This is a genomic window from Ramlibacter sp. AN1015, from assembly GCF_037726105.1.
Taxonomy (GTDB): domain Bacteria; phylum Pseudomonadota; class Gammaproteobacteria; order Burkholderiales; family Burkholderiaceae_C; genus Ramlibacter.
This window is the reverse complement of record NZ_JBBJUM010000003.1, coordinates 189,940-213,955: the sequence shown is the minus strand read 5'-3', so window position 1 is coordinate 213,955 and position 24,016 is coordinate 189,940. Positions and strand designations below refer to the sequence as shown.

Genomic DNA, 24,016 nt, shown 5'->3' with positions numbered 1-24,016 from the left:
CTGCCGCGCCCGCGGTTGGGCAGGTGCGGGCGGCCCGTAGAATCCAGCGCCATGTCCTATCTCGTGCTGGCCCGCAAGTACCGTCCCAAGACGTTCAGCGAAATGGTGGGCCAGGAGCACGTGGTGCAGGCGCTCTCCAACGCGTTGACCCAGCAGCGGCTGCACCACGCCTATCTGTTCACCGGCACCCGCGGCGTGGGCAAGACGACGGTGTCGCGCGTGCTGGCGAAGTCGCTCAATTGCCAGGGCGCCGACGGCCAGGGCGGCATCACCGCGCAGCCCTGCGGCGTGTGCCAGGCCTGCGGCGACATCGACGCAGGGCGCTTCGTCGATTACACCGAACTCGATGCCGCCTCCAACCGCGGGGTGGACGAGGTGCAGGCGTTGCTGGAGCAGGCGGTCTACAAGCCGGTGCAGGGCCGCTTCAAGGTGTTCATGATCGACGAGGTGCACATGCTCACCGGGCATGCGTTCAACGCGATGCTCAAGACGCTGGAAGAGCCGCCCGAATACCTCAAGTTCGTCCTTGCCACGACCGATCCGCAGAAGGTGCCGGTGACGGTGCTTTCCCGCTGCCTGCAGTTCAACCTGCGCCCGATGGCGCCGGAGACGGTGCAAGACCACCTGGCCCGGGTGCTCGAGGTGGAGCAGGTGGAGGCAGAGCCTGCGGCCCTGCGCCTGCTGGCTCGCGCGGCCCGCGGCTCCATGCGCGACGCGCTTTCGCTGACCGACCAGGCCATCGCTTTCGGCAGCGGCCGGCTGGACGAGGCGGGTGTGCGCCAGATGCTCGGCAGCGTCGATCGCAGCCATGTGTTTCGCCTGATCGAGGCGCTGGCGGCGGGCGACGGTGCCAGCGTGGTGGCCACCTGCGACCAGCTGCGGCTGCATGGCCTGTCCGCGGCCTCCACGCTGGAAGAAATGAGTGCGGTGCTGCAGCGCATGGCGATCCTGCAGGCGGTGCCCTCGGCCGCGGACGACGCCGATGCCGAGTCGCGGGCGATGTTCGCGCTGGCGCAGGCACTTCCTGCCGACGAGACCCAGCTCCTCTACAGCATGTGCCTGCATGGGCGCGCCGAGCTGGGGCTCGCGCCCGACGAATATGCGGCGCTCACGATGGTGCTGCTGCGGCTGCTTGCCTTCAAGCCGCGACACGCCGCAACTTCGGCTCCGCAGGAAAAAAAAACTTCGCTTGATGCCGTGAGCGGCGCGCCCGCCGCGCCTCGTGCTTCCGGCGCCACGAACCCGACGGCGGCTGCTGGTTCCCCGGTCAAGCCCGAGCACACGGCGCGGGGCCCTGAGGCCGACTCGACGGCTGCGAAATCTGCTGGGTCGGCCAGTGGCAGCGTCGGCTCGCCCCACGAAACGCCCAGCCGCATCGGCGTCGGGGCGGGCGCAACGGGCGGCGCAGCCACCGCGGGGGCTGGCTGTCACGCGGCCGAGCACACCGCCACGCAGCCAACCACGCACCCGGCCGCTCGCCCCTCATCGCAGCGCCCGCCGCACGTCGCCGAGAGCTCCGCGGCCTTCGACGATCCGGACAATCTGCCCAGTCCCGGCGAGCCCGTGGACGACGATTCGCCCGAACTTTCAGCCGGTGTTGAGAGTGCAATCGCACAGGCCGCGCCTGGCCGCCGCGAACAGTCCGCGCCCGTGGAAGGCGCAAGGCCCGATGCCGTGCAGCACGCACGGGAAATCGCCGACGTACCTGCCGGTCACATGGTCCCCGTGCTGCGGCCCGAGGGGCGCCCGCAGCGCCAGGCGCAGCCGATCGATCAGGCGCGACCGCGCTCGCCGGTGCTGGGCGTGCCGGTGCGGCTTGCATCCGAGCCCCGGCGCGATGCGCCGGCCGCGCAGCGATCGGCGACGAGCTTCACTCCCACGGAAGAAGGCGATTTCTGGCACGCCACCGTGCAGCAGCTGGTGGCGGCCGAGGCGATCACGGCCCTGGTGCGCGAGCTGGCGCTGCAGTCGCAGCTGGTGGCGCGCGACACCGACCACTGGCTCTTGCGCATCGAACGCGAATCGCTGAACCAGAACTCCACGCGCGAGCGGCTGCAGGCCGCGCTCCAGGCCGCGGGCTTTCCCGTGACGCTCGGCGTCGAGATCGGCGCGGTCGTCGATAGCCCGGCGCGCCGCAACGCGCATGCCGCCGCCCAGCGCCAGCAGGCGGCCGAAGAGGTCATCCTGGCCGATCCGTTCGTGCAACAGATGATGCGGGACTTTGGCGCGAAAATCGTGCCTGGCAGCATCAAGCCGGTGAACGGCACCCACAGCTAAAGGAAACGACACATGTTCAACAAGGGACAGCTCGCCGGTCTGATGAAGCAGGCCCAGGCCATGCAGGACAACCTGAAGAAGGCACAGGACGAACTGGCCACCATCGAGGTCACCGGCGAGTCCGGCGCGGGCCTCGTCAAGGTGACGATGACCTGCAAGCACGACGTGAAGCGGGTGGAAATCGACCCCAGCCTGCTCGCCGACGACAAGGACATGCTCGAAGACCTCGTGGCCGCGGCCTTCAATGCCGCGGTGCGCAAGGCCGAAGAGACCTCGCAGGAGAAGATGGGCAAGATCACGGCGGGCATGCCTGGCCTGCCCGGCGGCATGAAGTTCCCCTTCTGACGCGCTACGCATCGTCCGCCCGCTCGTGTCCAGCAGCAGCCTGCCCGCGCTGATCGAGGCGCTGCGGCGCCTGCCGGGCGTCGGGCAGAAGTCCGCGTCGCGGATGGCCTACCACCTGCTGCAGCACGACCGCGAGGGCGCGCAGCTGCTCGCCCAGGCGCTGCAGCAGGCCGCGACGCGCATGCGCCATTGCAGCCAGTGCCACACCTTCACCGAAGACGAGGTCTGCGACACCTGTCGCAATCCGCAGCGTGACCGCGCCAAGCTCTGCGTCGTCGAAACACCGGCCGATCAGGCCGCCGTCGAGCGCACCGGCGCCTTCCGTGGGTTGTATTTCGTGCTCATGGGCAAGCTCAGCCCGCTCGACGGCATCGGGCCGAAGGACATCGGCCTGGCCACGCTGTTCGAGCGCGCCACCGCCGGCGAGGTGCAGGAGGTGATCCTCGCGACCAATTTCACCGCCGAGGGCGAGGCCACGGCGCACGTGATCGGCGAGGCGCTGAAGGCCCGCGGCCTGAAGGTCACGCGCCTGGCGCGCGGGGTTCCGGCTGGCAGCGAACTCGAGTACGTCGATCTCGGCACCATCGCACACGCGCTGGTCGATCGGCGTTGAAGCCGCGCCGACCAACCATGGTGCGAACCGCAAGCCAGGAGGGCCCGCGATGAACGGCATGCATTTCACGGTGGCCTACGGCTGCATCCTGGTGGCGGCGCTGCTGCCCTATGCCTGCGCATGGCTCGCCAAGGCGCACGGCTTCGGCAAGCCGCGGCGCGAGGGCGGCTACGACAACAACGAGCCGCGCGCCTGGCTGGCGGCGCAGACGGGCTTGTCGGCGCGCGCGAACGCAGCGCAGGCGAACAGCTTCGAGGCGCTGCCCTTCTTCATCGGCGCCGTCATCGTGGCGCATCAGCTCGGCGCCTCGCAGGCACTCATCGACACCCTGGCGGTTCTGTTCGTCACGCTACGCATCGTCTACGTCGCCCTGTACGTAGCCGGCCTGGCCGCGGCGCGCAGCCTGGTGTGGGTGCTGGCGCTGGCGGTCAACGTGGGCATCCTGCTCGCCGGCTGGCGCTGACGCCGGCACCTGCGGGGCCTTGAAGTGGGCCACGTTTTCCAACGGTGGAAACCCGAAGGGGGATGGTCCCGATGCAGTGGAAAGGCCGCGTGGCTAATCTGGCGGCTCCCAGGAGAGGAGCCATGTCCAGCCGCATCAGCCGCCGCGCCTTCGCCACGGCCGCCGTCTTCGTCGCGGCGGGCGCGGGCAGCGCCACGCTGCGCGCCCAGCCCCTGCGGCTCGAGAAGAATCGCATCGCGCTCGCTGTCGCCGGAAAGGCCAGTTTCTCGGCGCTTCCGCTGGTGATCGCTGAGCAGCTCGGATACTTTCGCTCGGAAGGCCTGGAGGTAGACCTCCAGGATCAGCCCACCGGCACCGGCCTGATGCACGATCGCCTGCCCGCAGCGGTCGATGTGCTCAGCGGCCCGTTCGAGCAGGTGGTGCAGCTGCAGGGGCGCAACCAGTTTTTCCAGGCCTTCGTACTGCAGGGCCGCGCGCCCCAGGTGGCGGTGGGCATCTCCACCCGCGCGTTGCCGGCCTATCGCACGGTGGCCGACCTGCGGGGGCGGCGCATCGGCGTCGCGGCGCCAGGCACTTCGTCCAACATGGTGGCCCGGCTGGTGCTCGCGCGCGGCGGCCTGACGCCGCGCGACGTGAGCTTCGTGGGGGTCAGCCAGATGTGGGACGCGACCAGTGCCTTCCGCACGGGGCAGATCGAAGCCATCAGCCACGTTGATCCGGTCATGACGCAGCTCGAGCAGCGCGGCGAGCTGCGCATCATCAGCGACACGCGCACGCTCAAGGGCACCCAGGAAGTCTTCGGAGGCCCGATGCCGGCGAGCTGCCTCTACGCCACCCAGGAGTTCGTGCAGAAGCACCCGGGCACCTGCCAGGCGTTGGCCAATGCCGTGGTGCATGCCCTCAAATGGCTGCAGACCGCCGGCCCCAGCGACCTCATCAAGACCGTCCCGGAGGCCTTCCTGCTCGGCGACCGCGCGCTCTACCTCGCGGCCTTCACCAAGGTGCGCGAAGCGATCTCGCCCGACGGCGTCATTCCCGTGGAGGGCGTGCGTACGGCGGTGCGCACCGTCGCCGCCTTCGATGCTGCAGTACGCGCGGATCGCATCGATCTCGCCCGCACCTACACCAACGATTTCGCCCGCCGCGCCAAGGACCGGTTCCACGCCTGAGGCCTGCCTGCACCGCCTGCCAGCCGCAGTGCGCCGCTCGAAGCGGTTGCCGCGGAGCGAGGCGTTCCGCGGTGGCGCCTACTACTTCGGCTGGAAGCCGCTCGCCTTGACGATGCGCGCCCAGACCTGGCCGTAGCGGCGCACCGATGCGGCGAACTGCGCCTGTGGCTCATAGCCGACGGTGAGCCCCATCGCGGTGAGGCGCTCGCGCACCTCGGGCGTTTCCACCACGCGTTGCAAGGCCTGGCCGAAGCGCTCCACCGTCGGCGCGGGCGTGCCGGCGGGCGCGAACACGCCGTAGTACGGCAGGTCGTCGAGGTTGGGCAGCCCCATCTCCGCGAACGTGGGGACCTGCGGCAGCAGGGGCTGTCGCTTGTCGCCGATGACGGCCACGATGCGCAGCTTGCCGGCGCGGTGGTTCTCGATGAAGTCGGGCACCGAGCCGATGCCCGCCTTGATCTGGTTGCCCAGCATGTCGGCCACCATCGGCGCACTGCCGCGGTAGGGCGCGGCCTGCACGTCGATGGCGTACTTGTCCTTGATCAGCCCGACCAGGAGCTCCGGGATCGAGGCTGGCGCCGGCACCCCGATGGTGTCCTTTCCGCCGGTGGCGCGCACGTGCTGCACGTACTCGGGGAAGGTCTTGGCCGGCGTGCCGCCGGAGAGGGCCAAGGCATTGGCGAAGGTGGCGAAGCCCGCTACCGGGACGAAGTCGGTTGCCGGGTCGAACCCCGGGTTGCGCGTGACCAGCGGGAGGATGGAGATGGAGTGGTCGTGGCTGATGAAGAAGGTGTGGCCGTCCGCCGCAGCGGCTTTCAGCGCCTGGGCCGCGAGCTGGCCGCCGGCGCCGGCCCGGTTCTCCACGACCACTGGGACTCCCAGCTGTTCCTTCAGCTTGTCCGCCAGGGTGCGCGCGATGGCGTCGGTGCCACCTCCGGGCGGGAAGCCCACCAGCAGCCGGATGGGCGCGCCCGACTGGCTCCAGGCGGGTGCGCCGGCCGTGAGGGCGGTCATGCCGAAGGCAGCCAGCAGGGCGCGGCGGCGCAGGGACAAGGAAGTGGCTGGGGCGGGGAAACTCATGGGTGGATCGACGTCGAGGAAATTCGGGTGCGGACGCGCTTGGCGCGGCGGGGCCGACAGAATACAAGAGGCCGGGCGTCCGGGCCGGGACGCCGGCTTCGGAGGTCAGGAGTGCAGGCCCGGGAGGCATGACCGCACCAGAGCTTGCCGGTGACCCGCCGCCGTGCCGGGCCGGGTGCTGCGCAGGTGGTACTTCGCCGCACTTGGGCGCCGACGGCGTGCCATCGGGGACAGGCGGCGCGGTGGCGCGCCGGCCACGCAGTAGCCTGTTGGGCGCACTCCGCTGGCGCTTGCCCCTTGAAATCGCGGGGTCAAGCCTAAAGCTGCGGTGCAACAAGGAGCGTTGGACATGCGACTCGACAAATTGACCACCAAGTTCGCCGAAGCATTGAGCGAGGCCCAGAGCCTCGCCCTGGCGAACGACCATGCCTACATCGAACCCGAGCACGTGCTGGTGGCCATGCTGCGCCAGGAGGACGGGCCGGCTGCGCTGCTGCAGCGCGCCGGGGTCAACGTGCCCGGGCTGCTGGCGTCGGCGGAAGCCGCCATGCACAAGCGGCCGCAGGTGCAGGGCCAGGAGCAGGTGCAGATCGGCCGGGAGCTGGTCGGCGTGTTGCAGGGCGCCGAAAAGGAAGGCCTCAAGCGGGGCGACCAGTTCATTGCCAGCGAACTGTTCATGCTCGCCATCGCCGACAGCAAGCAGGACATCGGCCGCATCGCGCGCGAGCACGGCCTCACCCGCAAGTCGCTGGAGTCGGCCATCGACGCGGTGCGCGGCGGCCAGAACGTGAACAGCGCCGATGCCGAAGGGCAGCGCGAGGCGCTGAAGAAGTACTGCCTGGACCTCACCGAGCGGGCCCGCATGGGCAAGCTCGATCCGGTGATCGGACGCGACGAGGAGATCCGCCGCGCCATCCAGGTGCTGCAGCGGCGCACCAAGAACAATCCGGTGCTGATCGGCGAGCCCGGCGTCGGCAAGACCGCCATCGTCGAGGGGCTGGCGCAGCGCATCGTCTCGGGCGAGGTGCCCGAAACCCTGAAGAACAAGCGCGTGCTCTCGCTGGACATGGCCGCGCTGCTGGCCGGTGCCAAGTACCGCGGCGAATTCGAGGAGCGCCTGAAGAACGTCCTGAGCGAGCTGGCCAAGGACGAAGGACAGACCATCGTCTTCATCGACGAGCTGCACACCATGGTGGGCGCGGGCAAGGCCGAGGGCGCGATGGATGCGGGCAACATGCTCAAGCCGGCGCTGGCGCGTGGCGAGCTGCACTGCGTGGGTGCGACGACTTTGAACGAATACCGCAAGTACATCGAGAAGGACGCGGCGCTCGAGCGGCGGTTCCAGAAGATTCTCGTGGGCGAGCCGACCGTGGAGGCGACCATCGCCATCCTGCGCGGCCTGCAGGACAAGTACGAGGCGCACCACGGCGTGGACATCACCGACCCGGCCATCGTGGCCGCGGCCGAGCTCTCGCACCGCTACATCACCGACCGTTTCCTGCCGGACAAGGCCATCGACCTGATCGATGAGGCGGCGAGCAAGATCAAGATCGAGATCGACTCCAAGCCCGAGGCCATCGACCGGCTCGACCGCCGCATGATCCAGCTGCAGATCGAACGCGAGGCCATGAAGAAGGAGACCGACGAGGCCTCCCGCAAGCGCATCGGCCTCATCGAGGAAGAAATCGCCAAGCTGCAAAAGGAAATCGCCGACCTCGAGGACATCTGGAAGGCCGAGAAGGCTGCGGCGCAGGGCAGCGCCCAGGTGCGCGAGGAAATGGACCGCGTGCGCTTCCAGATCGAGGAGTCCACGCGCAAGGGCGATTTCAACAAGGTCGCCGAGCTGCAGTACGGCAAGCTGCCGGAGCTCGAGCACAAGCTCAAGTCGGCGCAGGACCAGGAGAGCGGCAAGGCGAAGTCGGGGCGTCCGCAGCTGCTGCGCACCCAGGTCGGCGCCGAGGAGATCGCCGAGGTGGTGGCGCGGGCCACCGGAATTCCGGTGTCCAAGCTGATGCAGGGCGAGCGCGAGAAGCTGCTGCACATGGAAGAGCGCCTGCACCAGCGCGTGGTGGGGCAGGACGAGGCGATCAGCGCGGTGGCCAACGCCATCCGCCGCTCGCGCTCGGGCCTGTCCGACCCGAACCGCCCGACCGGATCGTTCCTGTTCCTCGGGCCTACCGGCGTGGGCAAGACCGAGCTGTGCAAGGCACTCGCCAATTTCCTCTTCGACAGCGAGGAGCACCTGGTTCGCATCGACATGAGCGAGTTCATGGAGAAGCACTCGGTGGCCCGCCTGATCGGCGCCCCCCCGGGCTACGTAGGCTACGAGGAGGGCGGCTATCTCACCGAGGCGGTGCGCCGCAAGCCCTACAGCGTGATCCTTCTCGACGAGGTCGAGAAGGCGCACCACGACGTGTTCAACGTGCTGCTGCAGGTGCTGGACGACGGCCGCCTCACCGACGGGCAGGGCCGCACGGTGGACTTCAAGAACACCGTGATCGTGATGACGAGCAACATCGGCTCGCACATGATCCAGGCCATGGTCGGCAAGCCGTACGAGGACGTGAAGGACGTCGTGTGGGACGAGCTGAAGAACCACTTCCGTCCCGAATTCCTCAACCGCATCGACGAGACGGTGGTGTTCCACGGGCTGGCCGCGGCGCACATCGCCCAGATCGCACGCATCCAGCTGCAGGTGCTGGAGCGCCGGCTGGCCAAGATGGACCTGTCGCTGCAGGTGTCCGAGGCGGCGCTGGAGGAACTCGCCAAGGTGGGGTTCGACCCGGTGTTCGGCGCCCGGCCGCTCAAGCGCGCCATCCAGCAGCGCATCGAGAACCCGCTGTCCAAGCTGATTCTCGAGGGGCGTTTTCCGCCCAAGAGCACCATTCCGGTCGAGGTCGATCCCGTGCTGGAGCCGGGGGTGTTCAAGTTCGGTAATGCGCAGTCGGCGCCGGAAGCGGCCGAGGCGTGAACTATCAGTGGGCGCCGTGGTCACAGGGGCGGGGAACGGTTCCCCGTCCTTTTTCATGCCTGCACCTTCTGATTCTTCACCCTACCTCATGAGCGATCTGTTCGAGCGGTTCGTCCGCGTCATCGTCCGCTGCGTGCTGCTCGTGCTCGGCCTCGTGGTGGCGGCCAGCCTCGCTTTCGCGGGGCTGGTCCTGCTGGGGGGCTGGGCGCTCTACGCCGGCTGGGCGCGCCTGACGGGGCGCCCGGTGGCGCCGTTCGTCATGCGCATGGATCCACGCGCGGGCTTCGGCCGCTTCTGGAGCCAGGCCGCTCGCGCGGAGGCACCCAGTCGCACCCCGCGCGCCGACGCGAACCGGGGAACTTCACCCGCTGCACGCCGGCTGGAGGTGACTGACGTCGAGGCGCGGGCGCCGCAGGACTGAACGGTCACGCAGCCCGGGGCGCCCGGCTCACCGTTCCCGCGCGGCGCGGTGCATCAGCAGGGTGATCGGCTCCAGCAGGTACTGCAACGGGGTGCGCTCCTCGCCCTGGATGAACACCTCTGCCGGCATGCCGGCCTGCAGCGTGAGCTGCCCGGCCTGCTGCAAGGAAGCCGCATCGGCCTCGATCAGCACGACGTAATACGGCTGCTGCGTCTCGCGCTGCACCAACCGGTCGGCCGAGACATAGAACACCTTCGCATCCACCATGGGCGTCGTCAACGCGTTGAAGGCGGAAAAGCGGATGTGGGCTGGCTGGCCCGGCTGCACGCGACGGATGTCCTCGGGACGAATCTGCGCCTCCACGACCAGGCGGGGATCGGCTGGCACGATGTCGGCAATCGGCTCGCGCGGGCTCACCACACCGCCCGGGCTGGTGTAGCGCAGGTTCATCACCTCGCCGGCGACGGGCGCGACGATCACCTGCCGCTCGGACGCGTCGGTGGACTTGCGCAGTTCCTGCTGAATCTCGGAGACGCGCACCAGGGCGACCTTGAGCTGGTCGCTCGCCTGCTGCCGGTATTCGCTCTCCAGGGCCCTGATGCGCAAATCGGTATCGACGGAGCGCTGCTCGGCGCGCGCCAGTTCGGAGCGCCGCTCCTCCAGCTTGACACCGTAGTCCGCGACGCCCGCCTCCAGCTGCGCGATGCGGGTGTCGGCGATGAAGCCTTCCTTGAGCAGCTGGCGATTGCGATCGAGCTCGAAGCGCTGGTGCTTCAGCGACGCCTGCGCCTGCTCGATCTGCGCCCGCAGGGCCGCTACCTCCTGCGCAATTTTTTCCCGCTGGGCCCGCAGCAGTGCGACCTGGCCCTGCAGCGCGTCGCGGCGGGCCTGGAACAGGGACCGCTCCTTGGCGAGCTGCTCCGCCAGGCGCGAGTCGGACCTGGCCGCCTCCAGCAACTGAGGCGGGAACATCAAGCGCGCCGCGCCGGCCTGCTCGGCCTCGAAGCGGACCACGCCAGCCTGCTCGGCCAGAAGTCGATAGCCCAGGCGGTTGACGTCGGCGTCCACCGCCACGTCGCCCAGCACCAGGAGGGGCTCGCCCTGGGCCACGCGCTGACCATCGCGCACCTTCACCTCGCGCACGATGCCGCCCTCCGCGTGCTGCACCGGCCGGCGGTCCAGATCGACCTTGACGTGCGCCTGTGCCACCACGGCAGCCGCCAGCGGTGCGAGCGCAAGCCAGGCGCCCATGGGCACCAGCGCCAGCCCCAGGATCAGCATCCCCGTGCGGATCAGGCGGCCGGACTCGGCCAGATGGCCGGCGACATTGCCGGCGGGCGGCAGTGCGGAAGGGGCAAGGGCATTCATGAAGTAACCGTCTCGATTGCCGGTGCGGCTGCCGGCATGGCTGCGACAGCGCCGCCGGACACAGGCGTCGCACCGTGCAGCGCTTTCAGCACCTCGGCCACGGTGCCGTAGTGCTGCGGTTTGCCGGCCTCGATCACCAGCATCTTGTCCACGTGCTGCACCAGCGCGCTGCGGTGCGTCACCACCACCACCGTCACCTGTCCGCGCAAGGCCTTCAGCGCCTCGGCCAGCGCAGCTTCGCCCGCGCCGTCTAAGTTGGAGTTGGGCTCGTCGAGCACCAGCAGCTTGGGGTCGCCATACAGCGCGCGGGCCAGGGCGATGCGCTGGCGCTGTCCGGGCGAGAGCAGGGCGGACCGTGGATCGATCATCGTGTCGTAGCCCTGCGGCAGCGACTGGATCATCTCGTGCACGCGCGCGCGCTGCGCCGCCTGCACCACCTTGGCCGGGTCCGGCAGGCCCAGGCGGGCGATGTTGTCGGCCACCGACCCTGCGAACAGCTCCACGTCTTGCGGCACATAGCCCAGCCACGGGCCGATCTGCTCGCGCGGCCACTGGGACAGGTCGAACCCGTCCAGCCGCACCACCCCCGCCGTGGGCTGCCACACGCCCGTGAGGAGGCGCAGCAGCGTGCTCTTGCCGGCGCCGCTCGGGCCCACGATGGCGAGCGACTCGCCGGCTTCCAGCTGCAGGGACACGCCCGCGAGCAGCAGGCGTTCGCCGCCCGGTGCGCGGTAGACGAGCTGGCGCCCTATGAGCTGGCCGCGTGGCGTCGGCAGCTCCATGCTCGGATCCTGCGCGGCGTCGGCGGCGAGCAGCTGCGCCAGTCGGCCGAACGCGGCGCGCGCCTCGGACAGGATCTTCCAGCTGCCCACCAGCTGCTCCACCGGCGCGAGCGCGCGCCCGAGCAGGATGGTGCAGGCGATGGTCACGCCCGGCGAGGCCTGGTTCGAAATGACCAGCCACGCGCCCACGGCCAGCATGCCCACCTGGACGGCCTGGCGCAGGCCGCGGGTGAGGGCGGCCATGCCCAGGGTCTTGCGCGCCGTGGGCAGTTGCAAGGCGGCGACCTCCGCGTTTTTGCGCTGCCAGCGCGCGAGCAGGGCGTCGGTCATGCCGAGGGTTTGGACGATCTCGGCATTGGCGAGGGAGGTTTCCAGATAGCGCGTGGCGGCCGCGGCCGAGCGCTGCAGGGCCTCGATGTCCTTGCGGGTGATCCAGTCGTTGACCAGCGTCAGCGCCAACATCAGGGCAGCGGCGCCGAGGGCTGTCATGCCCAGGTAGGGATGGGCCAGCCAGATAACGGCCACATAGAAGAACAGCCAGGGTGCATCGAACACCGCCAGCAGCCCCTGCGCCGAGAACGCCGACCGCAGCGCCTGCACGTCGCGCAGCCCCTCCGACGTGTTCCGGCCGCCGGTGAGCCGAGCGCCCTGCGCCACCGACAGCCGGGTGACCACCGGAGCCAGCGAATCGGCGATGACGTTGCCCGCCACGCCCTGGAGCCGCGCGCGCACGTAGTCGAGCGCCACCATCAGCGCCAGGCCCAGCGCCGCGCCCAGCGCCAGCACCACCAGGGTGTCCATGCTGCGCGAAACCAGCACCCGGTCGAACACCTGCAGCATGAAGATGGCCGGAACCAGCATCAGCAGGTTGATGAACAAGGAAAAGCCCGCAACGGACAGCAGCGGGCGTTTCAGGAGTTGGAGCAGGGGCTTCATACGACTGACCGAGCATCCGCAGCAAACCGAGGCAGGTCAAGCATGGGAAGCCCGCGAACGTGAACGATTCCGGGGCCGCAGCCCCGGAATCCACGCATCAAGCCAAGGGATAGGCGTTGATGTGGGGCGCGAGCGTCGTGAGGTCGATGCCGGTGACGCCTTGCAGCAACACCAGCTCCTGGAAGGACTCACCGGAGCCGCTGGCGTCGATGCTCACCATCGTGCCGGTCTCCGTGCTTTCGACGCGCACGAACTGCGACAGGTCGCCACCGGCGGCTTCTGGAAGGAGTCCGCCCAGGGCCAGCACATCGCCGCCTTCGCCGAGGGTGAAGTCGCTGATGGAATCGACCGCACCACCGAAGTCGCCGGTGCGCCAGACGAAGGTGTCGCTGCCCGCTGCGCCGGTGAGGATGTCCGCACCCTTGCCGCCGACCAGGATGTCGTCGCCCGCCGTGCCGGCAAGGATGTCGCTGCCGACGGTTCCCAGCACAGTGCCGTGGTCGGTGGCGGTGCTGGTGATGCGTGCCATGCCGTCGGCGCCGATCACGACCTGGAAGTCGCCTTCGGTGTAGCGGCCGATCACCGAGAACTGCGCCGCATTCGTACCATCGCTCACCATGAGCGTGCCGCCCGCGCCGGACGGCCCGGCGGCGTAGCTCACCTGGCTGCTGCCGGTGAACAGCACATCGGACAGGGCGATGGTGTCGCCACCGAGCAGACCGGTGATGGTCCCGGTGAACGCGGCGGGCTGGCCGAGCACCAGGGTGCCCTGGCCCGGACCTGCCCCGAAGTCGATATCTGCGTCGGTGGCCGCCGCGAAGGTGAGGGTGGAGCCGTCGCCGACCAGGGCGCTGCCGTTGCCCGTGGTGGCGCTGGCGACCACCAGCCCCGCGGCGCCCAGGGCGGCGAACAGGCCGCTGTTGACGACCACATTGCCGGCGGTATCGATCACCAGCGCGTGCTGCGTGCCGGTGGCGGCGATGGTGCCCTGGTTGATCAGCGTGAGCTGGCCATCGCCGATACGGCCGGCGCCGGAAATGGTGTTGTCGATGTTGGTCAGAGTCACCTCGGCCACGCTGCCGGCGATCACATTGCCGTCGCTGTCGGACAGGGTCACCTCGCCACCGCCTTGCAGCGTCACGCCCTGCTGCATCATCTGCAGGAGGGTGTAGGCGCCCTCGGATTCGAGGCTGATGGTGCCGGTGTTGTTCACGACGCCTGAAAAGGGAAGCATCGAGCCGGTGCCCAGGGTCATCGTGCCGGTGTTGTTCAGGACCGGGATTTCGTCGAACGTGAAGTTGGCCGCCGAAAGCTGGGCCGCGCTCACTCCCAGGATGGTCACGGTCATCCCGTCGCCGAAGGTGATGTGGGCATTGCCGTTTCCATCCTCGCCGAGGTGCGCCTGCAGGTCTACGAAGCTCGACGCACCGAAGGCGATGAGGTTGACCTTGTCGGCCGACGCGTCGAAGTGGTGGATGACGTGCGCGCCGATGGGGTTGGCGATGACGAAGGTGTCGGCGGCGGAGGAGCCGGAAAGGTGGTCGTCGCCGGACCAGCCGAAGATGGGGGAGCCGGGGGGGAAGGCTTCGATGTTGCTTGTAAGGATGTGCGTGCCGTGTGATCCGTCGAAGTGAACTGTGCTCAGGACGAGTTCCACGACGATTGCGCCTTGAAAGCTAGCGAGCGAGGTGATCGCTAGCGTGCCCAACTCGGGCGATTCGATCTGCCAAGACCCGTCGCATAAACGAACGCCCTGGTTAATGGACCAACCTTCAGGCACGCCGTGAACGATCATGCTGCTCACGTGTTGACCCGGCAGTTGATCTGCCAGCCCGAGCAGAATCGGCTCACCCGCAGCTCCCGCCGGGTACATCTGGAACGTGCTGCGAGATGTTGTAGCCCCGGCGCTCCCGTCGGCGAACTGATATGAGTTGAGCAGCGTCAGCGTGCCAGTTTGCGATGTGTTTCCGGTGAATCCTTGGAACTCGACAGTCAAGACCGTGTTACCGACGCTAAAAATAGAAGATTCGATTTGGGGTGTCAGCGTGGTGGACGAGCTTCCGTAGACGAACTGAAAGTCCACTTCAGAAATGGTGGAGACATCCACAGGTTTCGAGAATGTGATCGAGACAGTGGTCTTGTTCCCGCTCATGGTCGGCATGCCGATTGTTGCCGAGCCAGTAACTGCTGCATTGACCCTAACGGTCGCGGTGTCGGTAGCCGCAGAGAAGGCCGTCGTTCCTCCATTTACCGCGGTGGAAACTCTCGTTCCGGAGTCTCCGAAGCTTTGGTCCCATGCCCTGAACAACAACTCGCCTGTTCCGCCCGTGGTCGATTGAAAAAAGACCCGTGCGTTCGCGTCGGCCGCTAGCAGTAGCGCGGCCCCATCGCTGACGCTTCCGACGGCGGTCCAGTTTGTTCCGTTGTCGAGGCTGTAAAACCAGATACCAGAGCCACTTGTGCCGGTCAGCGCTACACCCAGGTGGGCGCTAGCATCGACATCGGTGACGTTGTCCACTTGTCCCGATGGCATAGCGAAGTCCACGAGTGAAGAGACAAGGGAGCCGACGGCTCCAGTCGGTACACCCGTGCTGGCGTTGACGTCTGCGAGTACTGGCGTCCTGCTGGCATCGAGAATTGGCGCATCGTTGGTTCCGAAAATCGTGACCGTGACCACTTGGGCGACGGTTCCGTCGATGGACGTGGCCGTGAACGAGTCGGTGAGCGACTGTCCCGCGCTGAGCTGCTGGATTGCAGCCTGGCTATTGGAAGCCGTATACGTCCAGTTGCCATTGGCATCTAGCGTGAAGGTTCCGAATCCATTGGAGCCCGCGCTAGCGGTCTGGACAATGAAGTTGGATTGCCCGGTATCGGCATCAACGATCGTGAGGGCACCGCTGGTAGTGATGTTGTCAGAGGCCACGGAGGTGTCCTCCTTTACCGTGCCGCTGAAGGTGCCGCCGATCACCGGGGCGTCGTTGGTGCCGGAAATGGTGATGGTCACCTGTTGATCGTCGGTCTCGGAGCCATCGTCCGAGACGATGGTGTAGGTCAGCGTCAGCGTCTCGCCCTCGGCCAGGAAGTCGAAGGCCTGGCTGCCGGAGCTGAAAGTCCAGGCGATGTTGGAGGAGTCACCGCTGTCGGCATCCACCGCGCCACCATCGACGCTCATCATGCCCAGGAGCGTGGCGCTGTTCGGAACGCTGGTGCCGCTATAGGTTCCACCGACGGACACGTTCGTCACTGCGTTGGTGACGGTGTCGCTGTCGTCGGCGTCGCGCACGGTGAGAGTGCCGCTGGCGGTGAGGCCGGCATCGTTCTCGTCAAGGGTCGAGGAGGCCGAGTCGCCCGTGTGCAGTGAGATCACCGGTGCGTCGTTGGTACCCGTGATGGTGACCTGGACCTGGGCGGTGTCGGTCAGCCCGCCGGTAGTGCGGTCGCGGACCGTGATGGTGAAGGTCTCGATGCGGGACTCGCCCTCGGCCAGGTAGGCCACATCGGCAGCGTTGACCGAGTAGCTCCAGGTCACGCCGTCGCCGGTGGCGTTGACGGCTGGGGTCAGCGTGCCCAGGGCCACGCCGCCTGGGGCGTTGGAGCCGCTGGCGGTCACTGCGACGTTGTGGCTGTCGCTGGTATCCGCATCGCTCAGCGAGATCACGCCGTTCAGAGCGATGGTTCCGGTGTCCACGTTCGAGCCCAGCTCGTTCGCGCTGACCGCCACGTCCGCTCCGAGGACCGGAGCGTCGTTGGTGCCGGTGATGGTGACCTGGACCTGGGCGGTGTCGGTCAGCCCGCCGGTAGCGCGGTCGCGAACCGTGATGGTGAAGGTCTCGACGCGGGACTCGCCCTCGGCGAGGTAGGCCACCGAGGCAGCGTTGACCGAGTAGCTCCAGGTCACTCCCTCGCCTGTGATGCTCGGGGTCAGCGTGCCGAGGGCCACGCCGCCGGCGGCGTTGGAGCCGCTGGCGGTCACTGCGACGTTGTGGCTGTCGCTGGTGTCGGCATCGCTCAGCGAAATCACGCCGTTGAGATCGATGGTTCCGGTATCCACGTTCGAGCCCAGCTCGTTCGCGCTGACCGCCACGTCCGCCCCGAGGACCGGTGCGTCGTTGGTACCCGTGATGGTGACCTGGACCTGGGCGGTATCGGTCAGTCCGCCGGTGGCACGGTCGCGGACGGTGATGGTGAAGGTCTCGACGCGGGACTCACCCTCGGCCAGGTAGGCCACCGAGGCAGCGCTGACCGAGTAGTTCCAGGTTACGCCGTCGCCGGTGGCGCTTACCGTCGGGGTCAGCGTGCCGAGGGCAGCGCCGCCGGGGGCGTTGGAGCCGCTGGCGGTCACTGCGACGGTGTGGCTGTCGCTGGTGTCGGCGTCGCTCAGCGAGATCACACCGTTCAGAGCGATGGTGCCGGTGTCGATGTTCGAGCCGAGTTCGTTCGCGCTGACCGCCACGTCCGCCCCGAGGACCGGGGCGTCGTTGGTGCCCGTGATGGTCACCTGAACCTGGGCGGTGTCGGTCAGACCGCCGGTAGCGCGGTCGCTGACCGTGATGGTGAAGGTCTCGATGCGGGACTCGCCCTCAGCCAGATAGGCCACCGAGGCAGCGTTGACCGAGTAGCTCCAGGTCACTCCGTCGCCCGTGGCATTGACGGCCGGGATCAGCGTGCCGAGGGCAGCGCCGCCGGGCGCGTTGGAGCCGCTGGCGGTCACTGCGACGTTGTGGCTGTCGCTGGTGTCGGCGTCGTTCAGCGAGATCACACCGTTCAGAGCGATGGTTCCGGTGTCGATGTTGGAGCCGAGCTCGTCCACCTGGACCGCCACGTCCGCTCCGAGGACCGGGGCGTCGTTCGTGCCGGTGATGGTCACACGCACGATGGCCGAGTCGCTCAAGGGAGTGCCATGGACGTCCAGCACGGTGACGGTGAACTCCTCGACGCGAGACTCGCCGGCGGCCAAATAGGCCACCAGGCTGGCATCGACGCTGTAGGCCCAGCTCACGGTGCCGGTGCCGTCGCCGGTGGCGACGTCGGAGATGCTCAGGCTGGTCAGCGTGCCCAGCGTCGTGCCCACCGCAGTGAAGCCCACGGTGTGGGTGTCGGACAGGTCGGCGTCGGCGAACTCGAAGGTGCCGGTGGCGCCGATCGGGCCGGTGTCGATGTTGGAGCCCAGCTCCGCGACGGTGCCGGAGAAGAGCTCGCCATCGATCACCGGTGCGTCGTTGGTACCCGTGATGGTGACCTGGACCTGGGCGGTATCGGTCAGTCCGCCGGTGGCACGGTCGCGGACGGTGATGGTGAAGGTCTCGACGCGGGACTCACCCTCGGCCAGGTAGGCCACCGAGGCAGCGCTGACCGAGTAGTTCCAGGTTACGCCGTCGCCGGTGGCGCTTACCGTCGGGGTCAGCGTGCCGAGGGCAGCGCCGCCGGGGGCGTTGGAGCCGCTGGCGGTCACTGCGACGGTGTGGCTGTCGCTGGTGTCGGCGTCGCTCAGCGAGATCACACCGTTCAGAGCGATGGTGCCGGTGTCGATGTTCGAGCCGAGTTCGTTCGCGCTGACCGCCACGTCCGCCCCGAGGACCGGGGCGTCGTTGGTGCCCGTGATGGTCACCTGAACCTGGGCGGTGTCGGTCAGACCGCCGGTAGCGCGGTCGCTGACCGTGATGGTGAAGGTCTCGATGCGGGACTCGCCCTCAGCCAGATAGGCCACCGAGGCAGCGTTGACCGAGTAGCTCCAGGTCACTCCGTCGCCCGTGGCATTGACGGCCGGGATCAGCGTGCCGAGGGCAGCGCCGCCGGGCGCGTTGGAGCCGCTGGCGGTCACTGCGACGTTGTGGCTGTCGCTGGTGTCGGCGTCGTTCAGCGAGATCACACCGTTCAGAGCGATGGTTCCGGTGTCGATGTTGGAGCCGAGCTCGTCCACCTGGACCGCCACGTCCGCTCCGAGGACCGGGGCGTCGTTCGTGCCGGTGATGGTCACACGCACGATGGCCGAGTCGCTCAAGGGAGTGCCATGGACGTCCAGCACGGTGACGGTGAACTCCTCGACGCGAGACTCGCCGGCGGCCAAATAGGCCACCAGGCTGGCATCGACGCTGTAGGCCCAGCTCACGGTGCCGGTGCCGGCGCCGGTGGCCACGTCGGAGATGCTCAGGCTGGTCAGCGTGCCCAGCGTCGTGCCCACCGCAGTGAAGCCCACGGTGTGGGTGTCGGACAGGTCGGCGTCGTCGAACTCGAAGGTGCCGGTGATGCCGATAGGCCCGGTATCGACGTTGGAGCCCAGCTCCGCAATGGTGCCGGTGAAACTGGAGCCATCGATCACCGGGGCGTCGTTGGTGCCGGTGATGGTGACAGTCACGATCTGGCTGACGAAGCCGCCGTTGCCGTCATCGAGGGTGACGGTATATACCAGCGTGAGCGTCTCGCCCTTGGCCAGGTACTCCACGGCAGCCGGTGCGACGCTGTAGGCCCAGTCGATGTTGCCGGCGGTGCTGGTTGCGGTGTCGCCGGAGACGGAGGCCGAGAAGGTGCCCACTGCGGCGGACAGATCGGCGGTGTTGCCGTTGATGGAGGTGAGCATGAAGCTCACTTCGTTCACATCGGTGACGTCCACATCGCTGAAGGCGATCAAGCCGGAGGCCGCCAGTGCCTCGGCGTCCTCGGCGGGGGTGCCGGTGACTTCGGTGATAGCGCCCTCGCCGGCTGCGCCGGTGATGACCGGTGCGTCGTTGGTGCCGGTGATGGTGACAGTCACGATCTGGCTGTCGAAGCCGCCGTTGCCGTCATCGAGGGTGACGGTATAGACCAGCGTGAGCGTCTCGCCCTTGGCCAGGTACTCCACGGCAGCCGGTGCGACGCTGTAGGCCCAGTCGATGCTGCCGGCGGTGGTGGCGTCCGTGTCGCCGGAGACGGAGGCCGAGAAGGTGCCCACTGCGGCGGACAGATCGGCGGTGTTGCCGTTGACGGAGGTGAGCACGAAGCTCACTTCGTTCACATCGGTGACGTCCACGTCGCTGAAGGCGATCGAGCCGGAGGCCTCCAACGCCTCGGCCTCCTCGGCGGGGGTGCCAGTGACTTCGGTGATAGTGCCCGCGCCAGCTGCGCCGGTGATCACCGGCGCATCGTTGGCACCCGTAATGGAGAACGTCACTTTAGCCCACGCCAGTGTCCCGTTCCCGAGCTGGATGGCGTAGACAAACGTGTCCTCGAAGGCCTCGCCCGCGCCCATCGCGCGGAGCTTGGCAAGGTACGCCTCGTCCACCCGAACCTGCACCTTGCCATCGACGATGCGCAACTCAGCACCTTGAGCGGTGCGTCCGTCGCATGCCGTGGCTACGTTCGTCGTGTCCGAGACCGTCAGGTCCTTCATGAACTCTGTAGTCGATCCAGTCCCGTCATCGACAGAGTACAGCGTCTTGGCCTTGCCGCCCAGGTCATTGGCCATGACATCGAAATAGAAGCAGCTGCCAACCTCCAACGCATCTTCTGCCATGTAGTCCAGGTACGAATCGCCGTTCGCCTGCGGCGTCTTCGAGAAGGAGACGGTGTTGACACCGTTGACCGTGTTCGTGCTGCTGGTCGCCATCGTCTACTCCATGTCCGGAAACGTCGCCGGAAGTGCTGCCACAAAACGCTGAGGTAAGCGCGGGAAGCGGAGTTTAGGAGTTGGCGCGACAACCTGTGTCAGGTTGTTACATATATCCGGGTTTGCACGGATGCAGGTTTGCGCGTCTGCAAGTTGGGTCGTAGACGAAAGATGTGGTGTGGAGCTAAAAAGTGATCGGAAAAAGATCCGACATCTGTAGCTTTAGCTCTTCAATCGAGCTGTCACATATAACGTATATCGCGCGCCGCTCGGTCCGCGCTTGCCTCGCGTGCGTCGCTTGTCTGCTCAGGGACGGCGCCAGGAAGGCCTGCCGACGGGTGCCGGTAGGCTAGCCGTCGGGCGTGTTACTCGGAGCGTTACGCCGACTGCGGCTTGGCTCCCCCGGCCTGCCTCGACGGCGGCTTGATCCCGTCATTCGCCTGCATGTGCTGCGCATAGAGCTTCTGCATCCCACCGATCCAGCGGTCGTAGTCCTGCGCCTTGGCCTGCACATACTGCGCTACCTCCGGGTGCGGCAAGGCGAGAAAGCGCTCGTCGCGCATGGTCTGCACCACCACCTCGGCGACCTGTTGCGGGGTCAGCATGCCGTCGTGGCCGGCCGATCCGCCGCCCGCGCGCGTCATCTCGGTGTGCACACCTTGCGGGCACAGGCAGGAGACGCGCACGCCGCGCCGGCCGTAGGCGATGCGCAGCCACTCGGCGAAGGCCACGGCCGCGTGCTTGGTCACGCCGTAGGGCGCCGACTCCACGATGTTGAGCAGGCCTGCCGCCGACGCGGTGACCACGAAATAGCCGTCGCCGCGCGCCACCATCTCCGGCACCACCGCACGCGCCGCCCAGACGTGCGCCATGGCGTGCACCTGCCACATGCTGTCCCACAGCGCGTCCTCGAGTTCGAAGCCGCCCGTGCGGCCCAGGATGCCGGCGTTGGAGACGAACACATCGACCTGCCCGAAGCGCGCGCGTGTGGCGTCCACGAGCGCGCGCAGGGACGACTCCTGGCGCACGTCGCAGTGCAGCGCGTGCGCACCGGCTTCGCGCGCGACGCGTTCGGCCTCCTCGAGCCGCAGGTCCGCCGCCACCACCGCGCGCGCGCCTTCCGCCACGAAGCGGCGCACGAGCCCCTCGCCGATGCCGCTGCCCCCGCCGGTCACGATGGCCACTTTTCCCTGCATTTCCATGGTGCTGTCCTTTCTGCGGCGGCCAGTATCGAACGCCACGACCCGGCGCGGCAGCCGCCGCCGCGACAGGACGACGGGCTGGGCCGGGGAGCGCGAAGCCGCTAGCATTCGCTTCCATGAACAGCAGTACCCACGGCAGCGCCCCCGCAGCGCCCTCCGTCCCGTTCCGTCAGGACGCCAGCGTCATCGGGCTCGTGGGCATTGCCCACCTCATCAGCCACTTCAGCCAGCTCCTGCTGGCGCCGCTGTTCCCCTGGCTCAAGGACGCCTTCCAGGTGAGCTACACCCAGCTCGGCTTCCTGATGACGCTGTTTTTCGTGGTGTCCTGCGCGGTGCAGGCTTCGTCCGGTTTCCTGGTCGATCGGCACGGGCCGCGGCCGGTGCTGTTCGCGGGGCTGGGCCTGCTCGGCGCCGCCGCCTTCGGCATGGCCACGGCGCCTACCTACTGGGCCCTGGCGGGTTGGGCAGTGATGGCGGGCATCGGCAATGGCGTGTTCCACCCCGTTGACTACACCCTCATCAACCGCAAGGTCAGCCAGGCGCGGCTGGGCCATGCGTACAGCTTTCACGGCGTGACCGGAAGCCTCGGCTGGGCGCTGGCGCCGGCGCTGCTGGTGCCGCTGGCCATCGCGTTCTCGTGGCGCGTGGCCCTGGCGGCCGCGGGCGTGCTGGCGTATGCCGTGCTGCTCGTGCTCTGGATCAACCGCGAACGCCTGCTGCTGGCGCCCGTCACGCCGCGCGCCGGCGGCGCCGACGCTGCGGGGGGCAACTTCGGCTTCCTGCGCATCCCCGCCGTGTGGATGTGCTTCTGGTTCTTCCTGTGCTGGGCCGCGGTCCTCACCGGCATCCAGGCCTATGCGCCACAGGCGGCGCGTTTCATCCATGGTGTGCCGGTGGCACTGGCGGCCATGTGCCTCACGGTCTACATGGTGTGCAGCGCCGGCGGCATGTTGCTGGGCGGCTTCCTCACGGCCGATGCGCAGCGCTGCGAGCGGGTGGTCGGCGCCGGCTTCGGCGCGGCGGCGCTGGTGGCGCTCGCAATCGCCTTCGTACCGATGCCGGGCTACCTGGTGCCCGTGCTGTTCGGCCTGATGGGCGTGGTCTCGGGACTGGCCGGGCCGTCGCGCGACCTGCTGGTCAAGCGCTCGACGCCCGAGAATGCCTCGGGCCGCGTCTATGGGGTGGTGTATTCGGGCCTGGACATCGGGCAGGCCGTGGCGCCACTGGCCTTCGGCATGCTGATGGACCGCCAGAACTACCAGGGCGTCTGGCTGGCGCTGGTGGCGGTGCAGCTGCTGCTGGTGGCGAGTGCGCTGCGCATGCGCCACGTACCGCGGGGCATGCCCGTTCCCGCCTGAGCAAGGGCGGGGGTATCCTGCTGCCCATGTACGCACCGTTCTTCGGCCTGCGGCACGAGCCGTTCTCCATCGCGCCCGACCCGCGCTACCTGTACATGAGCGAGCGCCACCGCGAGGCGCTCGCACACCTGCTCTACGGCGTCTCCTGCGGTGGCGGGTTCGTGCTGCTCACGGGCGAGATCGGCACCGGCAAGACCACCGTCTGCCGGGCCTTTCTCGAGCAGATTCCGCCGCATTGCGACGTCGCCTACATCTTCAATCCCAAGCTCACCGTCGTCGAGCTGCTGCAGACGATCTGCGAAGAGTTTCACGTGTCCGTGGCGCTGCCCGAGGGACGCGCCACCACGGTCAAGGACTACCTCGACCCGCTCAACGCCTACCTGCTGCGCGCGCATGCAGCCGGGCGCAACAGCGTGCTGATCATCGACGAGGCGCAGAACCTCTCGGCGCAGGTGCTCGAGCAGCTGCGCCTGCTCACCAACCTCGAGACGCCCTCGCGCAAGCTGCTGCAGATCGTGCTGATCGGCCAGCCCGAGCTGCGCGACTTGCTCGCCCGCCCCGAGCTGGAGCAGCTGGCGCAGCGGGTGGTCGCACGCTTCCACCTGCTGCCCCTGAACGAGGCCGAGACCGGCTGGTACGTGCGCCATCGGCTGGAGGTGGCGGGGCTCGACCGGGTGCCCCCCTTCGACCGCCGCGCGATCCGGCGCGTGCACCGGCACGCCCGGGGCATTCCCCGGCGCATCAACCTGCTGTGCGACCGCGCCCTGCTCGGCGCCTATGCCCACACCCGCGACCGCGTCGATGCGGCCACGGTCGAACAGGCTGCGCGGGAGGTGTTCGGTGGCCCGGGCGAGCGGGCCCGGTCCCGGCGGCCGCTCATGCGGCGTGCCGGCCTGGCGCTCGCCGGCGCCGGGCTCGCGCTGGCAGGGTGGGGCGCCGGCTCCGGTGCCCTGCACGCGGTGCCGATGCCGCCCGTGGACCGCTGGCTCGCGACGGCCTCCTGGAGCTGGTTGCCGGCAGCCGCGGTGTGGCAGGCGAGCGCCCCGGCGCAGCCGCCTGGACAAGCCGCGTCGGGGCCGCTGGCTGCGGCGCCGCTGCGGCCGTCTTCGGCGGGAGCCGATCAGGTCGGCGCGAACGGTGAAAGCCGCGGCATCGATGCGGGAAGGCGCGGCATGCCTGCGCTGGCTGTCGCGGCGGCAGCGCCGGCAGACCGCGCTGGCGACGCGTCTGCTACTGGGCCGTCCCGGGGCGGTGTCGGCGCGAGCGTCACCGCCGCCGGCGGCACGGTGAGAGCGGGTACGCATGGCGCCAGCAGCGAAGGCCACACCACGGTCGGCGCAGGGAAGGTCGGCCAGGCCGGTGCGGTCGGCGCCACGGGCTCCACGCGCGCCACAGGCATCACGGGAACTGCGGACGCCGCAGGCACCGCAGTCGGCAGTAGCACCTCGG

General features: G+C 68.4%; 13 protein-coding genes and 1 pseudogene. 9 read left to right on the top strand and 5 right to left on the bottom strand.

Annotated features, from left to right (window positions below; translation table 11 throughout):
- Positions 1-51: 51 nt before the first annotated feature.
- From dnaX to WG922_RS06215, 5 genes are all read left to right on the top strand, one after another.
- On the top strand, positions 52-2,277 hold the full coding sequence (gene dnaX, locus WG922_RS06235) for a DNA polymerase III subunit gamma/tau (RefSeq protein WP_340281419.1): 2,226 nt from the start codon (positions 52-54) through the stop codon (positions 2,275-2,277).
- Between the two features lie 12 nt (positions 2,278-2,289).
- Positions 2,290-2,622, top strand: coding sequence for a YbaB/EbfC family nucleoid-associated protein (locus WG922_RS06230; RefSeq protein ID WP_340281418.1), 333 nt, complete (start codon positions 2,290-2,292; stop codon positions 2,620-2,622).
- Between the two features lie 25 nt (positions 2,623-2,647).
- On the top strand, positions 2,648-3,235 hold the full coding sequence (recR, locus tag WG922_RS06225) for a recombination mediator RecR (protein WP_340281417.1): 588 nt from the start codon (positions 2,648-2,650) through the stop codon (positions 3,233-3,235).
- A gap of 49 nt (positions 3,236-3,284) precedes the next feature.
- Positions 3,285-3,698: an MAPEG family protein gene (locus WG922_RS06220; protein WP_340281416.1), complete on the top strand. Its 414-nt coding sequence runs from the start codon at positions 3,285-3,287 to the stop codon at positions 3,696-3,698.
- A gap of 122 nt (positions 3,699-3,820) precedes the next feature.
- The gene (locus WG922_RS06215) at positions 3,821-4,867 is read left to right on the top strand and encodes an ABC transporter substrate-binding protein (protein ID WP_340281415.1); all 1,047 of its coding nucleotides are present in this window, start codon (positions 3,821-3,823) and stop codon (positions 4,865-4,867) included.
- Between the two features lie 81 nt (positions 4,868-4,948).
- Here WG922_RS06215 and WG922_RS06210 read toward each other — a convergent pair whose 3' ends face one another.
- Complete coding sequence (locus tag WG922_RS06210) at positions 4,949-5,947, bottom strand: Bug family tripartite tricarboxylate transporter substrate binding protein (protein WP_445322796.1); 999 nt, start codon at positions 5,945-5,947, stop codon at positions 4,949-4,951.
- A gap of 349 nt (positions 5,948-6,296) precedes the next feature.
- Here WG922_RS06210 and clpB point away from each other — a divergent pair, with 349 nt between their 5' ends.
- Together clpB and WG922_RS06200 are read left to right on the top strand one after the other, a co-directional pair.
- On the top strand, positions 6,297-8,918 hold the full coding sequence (clpB, locus tag WG922_RS06205; RefSeq protein WP_340281414.1) for an ATP-dependent chaperone ClpB: 2,622 nt from the start codon (positions 6,297-6,299) through the stop codon (positions 8,916-8,918).
- Positions 8,919-9,006: 88 nt separating this feature from the next.
- Positions 9,007-9,339, top strand: a complete 333-nt coding sequence (locus tag WG922_RS06200) for a hypothetical protein (protein ID WP_340281413.1) — start codon at positions 9,007-9,009, stop codon at positions 9,337-9,339.
- Positions 9,340-9,366: 27 nt separating this feature from the next.
- Here WG922_RS06200 and WG922_RS06195 read toward each other — a convergent pair whose 3' ends face one another.
- From WG922_RS06195 to WG922_RS06180, 4 genes are all read right to left on the bottom strand, one after another.
- Positions 9,367-10,707 carry an HlyD family type I secretion periplasmic adaptor subunit gene (locus WG922_RS06195; RefSeq protein ID WP_340281411.1) on the bottom strand — a complete coding sequence of 447 codons (1,341 nt, stop codon included), beginning with the start codon at positions 10,705-10,707 and terminating at the stop codon, positions 9,367-9,369.
- Positions 10,704-12,425 (bottom strand): type I secretion system permease/ATPase, encoded by a 1,722-nt coding sequence (locus tag WG922_RS06190; RefSeq protein WP_340281409.1) that lies wholly within the window; start codon positions 12,423-12,425, stop codon positions 10,704-10,706. The genes WG922_RS06195 and WG922_RS06190 overlap by 4 nt, the downstream gene beginning before the upstream one ends.
- Before the next feature lie 97 nt (positions 12,426-12,522).
- Complete coding sequence (locus WG922_RS06185; RefSeq protein ID WP_340281408.1) at positions 12,523-20,007, bottom strand: beta strand repeat-containing protein; 7,485 nt, start codon at positions 20,005-20,007, stop codon at positions 12,523-12,525.
- Between the two features lie 377 nt (positions 20,008-20,384).
- On the bottom strand, positions 20,385-21,209 hold the full coding sequence (locus tag WG922_RS06180) for an SDR family oxidoreductase (RefSeq protein WP_340281407.1): 825 nt from the start codon (positions 21,207-21,209) through the stop codon (positions 20,385-20,387).
- 116 nt (positions 21,210-21,325) lie between these two features.
- Between WG922_RS06180 and WG922_RS06175 the strand changes: the two genes are divergently transcribed.
- Positions 21,326-22,567 (top strand): MFS transporter, encoded by a 1,242-nt coding sequence (locus WG922_RS06175; RefSeq protein WP_340281406.1) that lies wholly within the window; start codon positions 21,326-21,328, stop codon positions 22,565-22,567.
- A gap of 26 nt (positions 22,568-22,593) precedes the next feature.
- Positions 22,594-23,775: pseudogene (locus WG922_RS06170) on the top strand (AAA family ATPase); the annotation flags it as partial.
- Between the last annotated feature and the right edge of the window lie 241 nt (positions 23,776-24,016).